This is a genomic window from uncultured Duncaniella sp. (assembly GCF_910578445.1).
Classification (GTDB): Bacteria; Bacteroidota; Bacteroidia; order Bacteroidales; family Muribaculaceae; genus Duncaniella.
Genome location: NZ_CAJTQC010000043.1, coordinates 1 through 9043, shown reverse-complemented (window position 1 = coordinate 9043; position 9043 = coordinate 1). Strand labels below are relative to the sequence as shown.

Here is a 9043-nt window from a genome sequence, read left to right as displayed (position 1 = left end):
TGTAACCTTCTGATCCGTAGTCAGATGCTCTATTCAGTTGAGCTAAGGAGCCGTTCTGTCTTTGTTTTGACTCTGCAAAGGTAGGAATAATTATTCAATTGTGCAAAAAAATTTGACCATTTTTCTCAATTTTATCTTTCATGTTTGCTTTTCACGCTTAATTCATGTAATTTTGATTTCCCAAAACGGAGAAATTCAGGCACAAGCCGAAATTTAAGATTGCAGATTCCTATCAATAAACCAAACTCATCACATTAATTATGATTATGAAAAAAAGAGATTTTGTATCCATATTGCTTCTCCCGCTGTTCATGTTGTTGCCTTTCAGGTCAAACGCCCAGTTTATAGAGCATGGCAAGGCTGATAAGTTTATTGAATCAGAAGTGCATCTGCTTCTTGGTGGAAGTCATGTCACAAACAACTATATGGACACATATAGTGAAATTTCCGACCTCAACAGTTCAATGGGATTTGCATGGGGACTCGGTGTGAGTGTCAAATTCAATCTTTCATCGTTTATCGGACTTGGTACTGAGCTGAACTATCTCAGAAATTCCGGCAAGATGGATATGGCCGTTACTGCCGACGGGAAGCCTAATGTCTCGAATGTGTTCATCAAAAACAGCTACCGGTCATTCAACGTGCCTGTCTATGTCAGCTTCGGTTTCAACGTGGCTGATAATGTCAGATGGAATGTCGATGGCGGTCTTTATTTTGATTTCGGCACGAGTGGTTCGCAGAAGTCTACCATATATAATGCCTCTGTCAATGACCTCGGTCAGCTTGTGACATCAATCACTAATCTGAAAACTGATTATTATGATAATGACAAGGCGTTCCTGAATTCATATCGCAATTTCGATACAGGACTTCATCTGGCCACAAGCATAAAGTTCATGGACAAGATTTCAGTCGGGCTGAGAAGTCAGTTCGGTTTCCGCAATGTGGCTCAGAGCAACGGTATCGTGAAACCGACATCCCACAATATCCGGCTCTTTGCCACTATCGGTTACGTCCTCTGAAAAATCCACTACCGTCTTGTCGCGGCTATTATTCCATAAGGTCACGGAATATGTCGAAAGCCGCGAGAATTTGCGCTTCTGACGCTGTGCGGTCAATCAATACATGACCGGGCGACGACAGGAGCGTAAAATTTATGCTGTCACAAGTGTCGTTCTTCTTGTCGTGGCGCATGTATTCAATCAGGCTTCGGTAGTCATCGCAGGTGATTGCAGGAGTGCCGTAGCCCTGCTCTTTGAGGTAACGGGAATATCTGTAGAGTTCCTCTGAAGGAAATGACTCAAGGGTGTGTGAGAGTATCATCTCGACGAGTATTCCATAGGCGACGGCATGTCCGTGGGGGATTGGCGCACCTTTATGTATGGCAAGCGATTCGAACGCATGTCCGGTTGTGTGTCCGAGATTCAGAGCCCGTCTGATTCCTTTTTCACGGGGGTCTTCTTCGACAATCCGTTCTTTGACCTTGACGCTTTTTTCAAGCAGCGGGAGCAGGCGTTCGAGGTCGGCGTCAAGGATGTTGAATCCGAGCAGTTCGGTGTAGTCTTTTTCAGATGACAGCAGGCCATGTTTCAGCATCTCGGCATATCCCGAGAGCATCTCCTCTGTCGGGAGTGTGGAGAAGAGGGTGGTTGAGATGACCACCGCGTCGGCCGGGGCAAAAGCTCCGACTTCATTTTTCAGCCCTTCGAAGTTGATGCCAGTCTTGCCTCCGACTGCCGCATCGACTGAGGCCAGCAGGGTTGTCGGGACATTGATGAAGCGTATGCCTCGCTTGTAGGTGGCCGCTGCAAAGCCGCCCATATCCGTCACGACGCCTCCGCCGATGTTTATGACAAGTGATTTTCGTGTAGCCCCCTGACTGATGAGTCCGGCCCATATTTTGGTGAGCGATTCAATGTTCTTGTTCGTGTCGCCCGGTTCTACCGATATGACAGGATAGCTGAGTGCGAGTTTCGGGAGCACTTCGCGTTCGACATGCGTATCGGTGATGATGTGGACGCTTGAAGGATTGATCTCATTTACCAGATGGCCGATTGCTTCACTGACGGAGTTTGTGTAAAGTATTTTCTGCATGATTGTATGGAGGGTTGAGTTTGTTGAGGATGTGGTTTTGAGGTTATTTTTAGTCGGATTGCATTGCTCCTAAACCTCTTTTGTCACAGTCAGCATTGACAGCAGCAGAGAGGGGAGAAGGCGTGCGAATTCAGGCATGGAGCTGAAAACGATTGCAGCACCGGCTTCTTCAAGAGCTTCGCGTGGGATAGGGCCAGTGGTCACTCCGATGGTGAAAGCGCCTGAGCGGTCACCGGCTTCCACACCGAGCGGTGCGTTTTCGATGACTATGGCCTGAGAGGGGCTTACACGTGCAAGCTGCATGGCCTTTATGAATGGTTCGGGATGAGGTTTGCCATGAGTGACATCGCGCGAGGTAATGATTTTGTCTTCCTGAAATATGCCCGGGAAGTCGGCGGAAATGCGGTCGATGAGTGACCGTTGTCCAGATCCGGTGACCAGTACGCGTTGCAGGCCTGTTTCTTTGAGTGTGTTGAGCATATCGGCTGCTCCGGGCATAGGTTTTACAGCCGGCAACTCTCTGAAATATTCAGTCTTAAGCCTATAGAGCGACTCTTTTTCTTCGTCTGTGGCATCGCGGTCAAACGCTCTGTTAAATAGGGCATTGATGGTCGATGCGCCTGTCCGTCCTTCATAGAGATAGAATTCTTCAGGAGTGCATTCGACTCCTGCTTCGGTCATCAGCCTGTACCATGCCTTAGTGTGGTTGGGCATCGAGTCATACAGAGTGCCGTCCATGTCAATCAGAGCCGCGCGTGGAGTGAGACGCTCAAAATGATGGCGGTCAAGAAAACGGAGGATTTCATTGGAAAATGGAACGGGTGGTATCATTTCTTTGCTTTTTTTATTTTTTTGTTTTCTTCTGGTCTGGTGATGACATGTGTCGTGGTGTCAGGGGGAGCGATGAGGCCCTGCCTGATAAAATAGAGAGAGTCGCTGTGTGAAATAGTATCGGTTGCGCTATGATTTTCTGACGAGTCTGATTCAGGAAGCCCCGAAAAGTCGAGTGTGCCGAGATTGGCGTCGCGCACACCTCGCCGGAATATGTTTCCGATTTCCTTTACGAGATTGATTCGTGTCGTATCGGCGATTGCGACTGATTTAGGCATGTTTTTCTCGTTGAACTTTGCCTTTCCGAGCCTTATCTTCATGTCGTCGACATTGCCTGATATGTTTATTCCGAATTTGAACGGGAGCGGTGATTTGAGGATGGCGATGTGATATTTCAGGTTCATAGCCATGTCGTTAGTTCCCATGACTCCGAGGCGGTAGCGGTCAATGTCGAATATGAACGGGAACATCTCAAGCTGTGAATTCTGGACAATCATCTCGACATTCATACTGTCGATGACGTTGCGCTCTTTGTTTTTGAACATCAGCCATTTGCCTATCTGCTTAAACGTGGTCTCATCAATTAGCACAAGACTGTCGCCCGACAGTTTCATGGCTGCTTTCATTGAGGGGATGTCAATGTCCATGCCGTCGTTTATGCGCGTGGTGGCAGCTATGTTGGCGTTTATGATTCCATCGATGCCGTAGAGTAGGGGCATAAGCGAGTCAATCGCGGGGACAAGTTCAAGAAATTGCTTTATATGGAAATCCTTGATTTGCAATCCGAATGCAAACGACGCGTCTTCTTTTGACGGTGCGGAATAAAGAGCGTTGAGGTCGATTCCGCCGACATTGGTGGCGGCGGTCAGCTGTTCGAGATTGATAGCTCCCTGATAGACATTGAGCTGTCCCTTGAAGTCGCGGAACATAATGTGGGAATAGGCAATGTTGTTTGCCTTCACATCAATTTTCGCTTCAACGTTGGAGGGGATGACAAGGGTTGCCATTGAGTCGGCCGAGTTGGTCTCGACTGACGATTGCAGTGCTTTTTCATTATCCGACTCTTGGGCGATGAATACTCCTGTCGTGTCGCTTTCGGCAAAGGCTGCTCCGGCAAAGACCGCACCTGCTATTTCATTGACTTCTATGGTGTCGCCATCAAGGGTGAAATCAAGCCGGAGTGGCTGCCTGTGGTTAAGCGAAGTCAGTGCTTTCGTTATGTTGCTTATGCAGCCGTTCATCACAAGACTCGTTTGTCCGGCACGCAAGCGCGTGTCGGTTATTGTCAACGAGTCGGAATTGAACCTGACATTCAGGTCGTTCAGGATGTTGCGGAGTGGGAAGTAAGGAGTGAAGACTCGCATACGTTCCGATTTCAAGATTCCCTTTGCTTCCCATCGGCGCAATAGCCGGCGCATCGAATTGTCGATACTGATGTCGATTACTTCGCCTTCGGCCACTGCCGCACTATCTTTTGCAGAGAGGGCTTTCATCCTTGACTTGCGTATATTCAAAGCCATGGCTTTTAGTGAATCCTGAGTCAATTCCGGATGGGCTGCTGAAAGAGAATCAATCAGATGTGAGCGTCGATTCCTCTGTGTTAATGATGACGGGTAGGCTGTCACAATCAGGCGAGATTTGCCGAGCAGCGCGCGGTTGAGACGGTCGCCGTAGAAAGCGCCGTCGGTAGCGAGGTTGAGTATGAGCTGGGGCTTTGTCTTGTCGCCTTTATAGCGACGGAGTGTCGCTCCGACTGTCGATTTTCGCAGACGGATTCTTGTTGAGTCTTCGGTTGATTTGAACAGCAGTCTGTCTGCCACAATCCGGCCTCCAATCGGGTTGATGATGCTGGTGTCGGCTGACGATGCGGTGTTCTGGCATCCGATACCCATTTTCACTTCTGAGGCCTGTAGAATCATTCCTGTTATTCCGGCTGATATTGTGTCGATTTTCAATGATGCAGTCAGAAGTGAATCCACACTGATGTCTCCGCGCGTGAATGAGGAATTTGTCCCGAGCTTGAGTTCGATTGTCTTCGAATAGACTTCGGCAGGAAGTTCGGGCATGGAGGCTTTGAAATTTTTGAGTGTGGCGTCTCCTGTCAGACGTATACGATGGAAATTATTTTTGTCAAGATAGCTTTTGCGCAGTGAAAATTTGCTGTTTGCGCGGAAAGAGCCATCGATTTCGCATTGCAGCTCTGAAAGGAGTTTCTTTGGAAGTCTGTTGATTTCAATTCCACCTTTGAATTCACCCGAAACGGCTGGATCGCTGATGATATGGTCTATCTTACCGTTAAGTTCGAACCCTACGCCTTGTCCGATAGCAAGCAGTTTTCCAACGGTTATCGTTGAGGCATCGAGTTTTGAACCGTCGATTTCTGCATTTGCTGTCAGAGCGAAACGTGAGAGCCGGAGTTGTTCGTAAGCGGCTTGGCCTTCAGGAATTTCGAGGTTGATACTCATCGACGGGATGGAATCTACGGCTGGCCTGAAAGGCTGTGTGAGCTGTAGGCCGAGTTTAAGGTCGAAGCCGGCTTTCAGGTTTGTGATTTCTTTGCGCATGTCCTCAGGTATAAGCTCGATTATATCTGAGGCGGGGGTTCGGGGAAGAAGGAAATTGAATGTTTCTATCTGCAGGCCATCTGCAAAGCTGATGTCTGTCGACAGAGTTGTGTTTACTTTTCCGGCGCTTACCATGAAATTGTCGAGCGACAATTTCTGCGGATCATATTGACTCCATCGGATGTCGCCGCCTATTCCGAAACTCAGATTTTTAATCGTGAAATCTGACACGGCTGCCGATGTCAGTCCGTGGATGTCGACTGAATAGTCAGGAGCATTGTCGCCGCTTAGCTTTGTAGTGGTCAGGCCGATGCTGAAATCAGTGGAGTCGGGGAGGGAAAGATAGCGCACCGACATGCCATTGTGTATTTCGAATGTCTCAAACGAGAAATCGGAGATGAATACCGTTGTTTCCTTGTGTTCAGCTTCTTTTTCTTCCGTCGGGAAGATGTCGAAGTTGGAGCATTGTGGTGTTGCCTGAACGATGTTGATTTCAGGTCTGTCGATGACGATGTCGTAGAGCGCGATTTTTCCGGCAAATAGCTTAGGGATGTTTATCGCACCGTTGAATCTGTGGAGTGTCACGAGTGAATCTGTCCAGACGGGAAGCCTGTCGGCAGTTTCGGGCGACAGTGTTGACATAAGCCTGCTTTTGACAGAAAGATCTGTGACATCAAGTTCGAATCGTGGAAAAGTGTGCCAGAATGAAATTTCAATACGCCCGATGCTGATATCGGCATCGACATATTCATTGGCATATTTTTCCACTAAAGGAGTCAGACGTTCGGGCTTCAGATATGAAACGGCTATTGTGATTGCAATAAGCACAACGGCAATCAGACCGGCTATGCCACAGAGCACACCTCGCAGGATTTTTATCCATACGGGGCGTTTCTTTGACGGCCGTTGTGGCTTTTCGTTGTTCTCCTTGCCTACAGTGCCGGAATTGACGTTTTGAGATGTCTGTTCGTTCATTGAGAGGCTTGTGTCTGTTATAAACTATTGCAACAATTAGTTTTATATCAAAATTAATTTTCTTTCGATGCTTCGATAGGCTGTTTTTTGCGGGCAGTGATGTGGAAACATGGTTGGCCTCGTTCATACTTGACCCAAAGTTTCCCTTCTTCGCGCATGGCTTTCAGCACTTCACCGAGTATCCCTTTAAGGTCGTCGACACAGCGAGGGTTGTCGTTGTTGTCGGCAATGAAGGTCGCATATGAGATGTCGAACGTCGTGGCGAGCTGATGGACCGACGAGTCGACCGCGTTGCGGTTACGCCTTCGCAGGCGTTTGACTGTTCGTGGTGTCCTTAGCAGGCTTGTGACCTTTATGCGGTAGTCACCTCCACCTCTCGATGCGATTGTGTCGCGGAATCTGCGTCCGATTTCGTGAAGTCTCGCAGCCGCTATGGGGACGAGATAGGGGCGGGAATAGATGAGGGAATCAATGAAAAAATCCTCACAGCTTGTCACTTTGACGATCGGTTCTTTCAGTTTCCAATGTGAACGCGTGTCGGTCAGAGGTTCTATTCCTATGAGTTCGGCTTCCTGCCAGTGGATATAGTTGCTGTCATTGAAATATTGACGCATATTTCCAAAGTAGTTCACCTTGATTCGTTCGGTTGGCTCAGGCATTTCATCGAGATGGGTGAGATGTCGGCTGACGGTATCGGTCTCCAAATCTTGGACGTTGGTCGGAATTTCCTGATCTATCGGTTTGACATCATTCTCGATTTCGGTATCAGGAGAGGTTTCGTCACTGGCGGCTTTTGTTGTTGAGACAATTGCCGTCCCGTCGGATTCGGAATGACGTGTGGGCGTGCACATCACCACACAGAGTGTGATGAACAAAATCGGCGGTAGGAATAGCCTGAGGGTTTTCTTCAGGCTGAATCGTCTGCGTTGTTTTCGTTTAGGAGTGCCGTACGATGCTTGCTGCATGTGGATTGTTCTGTGTCGGATAAGAAGTTGGAAGGAATCAGTCGTTTTCCAGTTTTATGCCGGCAAACTCCAGTGCTTCACGACGTTCGACACAGGTTCCGCATTTGCCACAATGATGCTCACCGCCTTTGTAGCATGAATATGTGTGTGAATAATCGACGCCGAGATTTTTCCCGCGTAATGCTATCTCGCCTTTTGTAAGATTCGTATAGGGAGCTACGAGTTCAAGATGTTCGTATGTGCCGTCGGCTATTGCATTTTTCATTGATTTTATGAAGTCAGGACGGCAGTCGGGATAGATTGCATGGTCACCCGAGTGATTTGCTATCATGACTTTGCTGAGACCGAGGCTTTCGGCGAGACCTGCTGCTACCGACAGCATGATGCCATTGCGGAAGGGGACTACCGTTGACCGCATATTGTCATCGTCATAATTCCCTTCCGGGATAGCTTCAGCGCCGCTTAAAAGGGAGCTTTCAAAATATTTTCCCATAAACGACAGGTCGATTTCATACCATTTGACATTGAGTTGACTGCAGTTCCATTTGGCGCATTCGGCTTCACGCATGTTATGGTTCGAGCCGTACTGGAATGTCACAGCGGCAGCTATCGAGTCGACGTATTCCCAGAGCATTGTGACGGAGTCCATGCCACCGGAGAGCACAAGTAGGGTGTCTTTTGCCATTTTTTTATTTTAAACGTTTGATGTGGGATGTTGTTTAGAAGTTATCGGGAAATGATGCCAACATACGTTGTCTGGCCATTTCCTGATGTTCGCTGTCGCCATAGTTGGCAAACGGATGAATAGCTATGCCTCCTCGTGGAGTGAAGATGCCTTTGACCTCGATATAGCGCGGATCCATGAGTGCGATGAGGTCTTTCATTATTATGTTGACACAATCTTCGTGGAAATCACCGTGGTTACGGAAGCTGAACAGGTAGAGCTTCAGGCTCTTGCTTTCGACCATTTTTTCGCGGGGGATATAGGAAATCAGGATTTTAGCGAAATCCGGCTGGCCTGTTTTCGGGCACAGGGATGTGAATTCGGGGCAGGTAAAAGTGACGAGATACTCATTGTCAGGATGTTTGTTGACAAATGTTTCAAGTACTTCAGGTGCATATTGAGTCGGGTATTTCACTCCGGTGTTTCCGAGCAGTGACACTCCGGTAAGTTCTGATTCGTTGCGCATTTTGTTTGGATTGCTAAAGGCTGATTGACAGTCAGCCTCTTGTGTTATTTCTTATGCAAAGTTACTACAAAAAAGTGAAATGCGGAAAGATATAGTGATAGAATTGAGTTACAAGGGTTTTGGTTGAAGTGGCGATAATCCGTGAAGCCATTACAATCCCTGCCGAAGCCAAATCCTGACGCCGCTACGTTACTTGTTCGTAACCATGCCCGAAAATGCGACAAACGGGTACGAATAGCGAAACAAGGCTCTAAGGAATAGTGAGTTATCCATAACTCATGCGAAAAATCAGGTTACGGAAAAAGATTGCGCCGTTCCTCCCCGTTTTGCGTACCAACACCGGACTCTTCACCAACTAATTTTGAAACCCAAAAATTAAGGACAATGAAGAGTACATTTTCAGTAATCTACTACCTCAAGCGTC

Annotated in this window: 7 protein-coding genes; 1 reads left to right on the top strand and 6 read right to left on the bottom strand. The window is 47.9% G+C overall.

Annotation, left to right across the window (positions count from 1 at the left end; all coding sequences use genetic code 11):
• The first annotated feature begins 266 nt into the window (after positions 1 to 266).
• Positions 267 to 1022: a porin family protein gene (locus QZ311_RS11835; protein ID WP_297068314.1), complete on the top strand. Its 756-nt coding sequence runs from the start codon at positions 267 to 269 to the stop codon at positions 1020 to 1022.
• Between the two features lie 28 nt (positions 1023 to 1050).
• Here QZ311_RS11835 and aroB read toward each other — a convergent pair whose 3' ends face one another.
• The 6 genes from aroB to queF form a co-directional block, all read right to left on the bottom strand.
• Positions 1051 to 2094: a 3-dehydroquinate synthase gene (gene aroB / locus QZ311_RS11830; protein WP_297068312.1), complete on the bottom strand. Its 1044-nt coding sequence runs from the start codon at positions 2092 to 2094 to the stop codon at positions 1051 to 1053.
• Between the two features lie 69 nt (positions 2095 to 2163).
• On the bottom strand, positions 2164 to 2925 hold the full coding sequence (locus QZ311_RS11825; RefSeq protein ID WP_297068309.1) for an HAD-IA family hydrolase: 762 nt from the start codon (positions 2923 to 2925) through the stop codon (positions 2164 to 2166).
• Entirely contained in the window at positions 2922 to 6464 is a 3543-nt protein-coding gene (locus QZ311_RS11820; RefSeq protein ID WP_297068307.1) for a hypothetical protein, read from the bottom strand. The genes QZ311_RS11825 and QZ311_RS11820 overlap by 4 nt, the downstream gene beginning before the upstream one ends.
• Positions 6465 to 6517: 53 nt before the next feature.
• The gene (locus tag QZ311_RS11815; RefSeq protein WP_297068303.1) at positions 6518 to 7429 is read right to left on the bottom strand and encodes a DUF5715 family protein; all 912 of its coding nucleotides are present in this window, start codon (positions 7427 to 7429) and stop codon (positions 6518 to 6520) included.
• Positions 7430 to 7466: 37 nt separating this feature from the next.
• Entirely contained in the window at positions 7467 to 8114 is a 648-nt protein-coding gene (gene queC, locus QZ311_RS11810; RefSeq protein WP_297068299.1) for a 7-cyano-7-deazaguanine synthase QueC, read from the bottom strand.
• A 34-nt stretch (positions 8115 to 8148) separates the two neighbouring features.
• Positions 8149 to 8619 carry a preQ(1) synthase gene (gene queF, locus QZ311_RS11805; protein WP_297068296.1) on the bottom strand — a complete coding sequence of 157 codons (471 nt, stop codon included), beginning with the start codon at positions 8617 to 8619 and terminating at the stop codon, positions 8149 to 8151.
• Positions 8620 to 9043 lie beyond the last annotated feature (424 nt).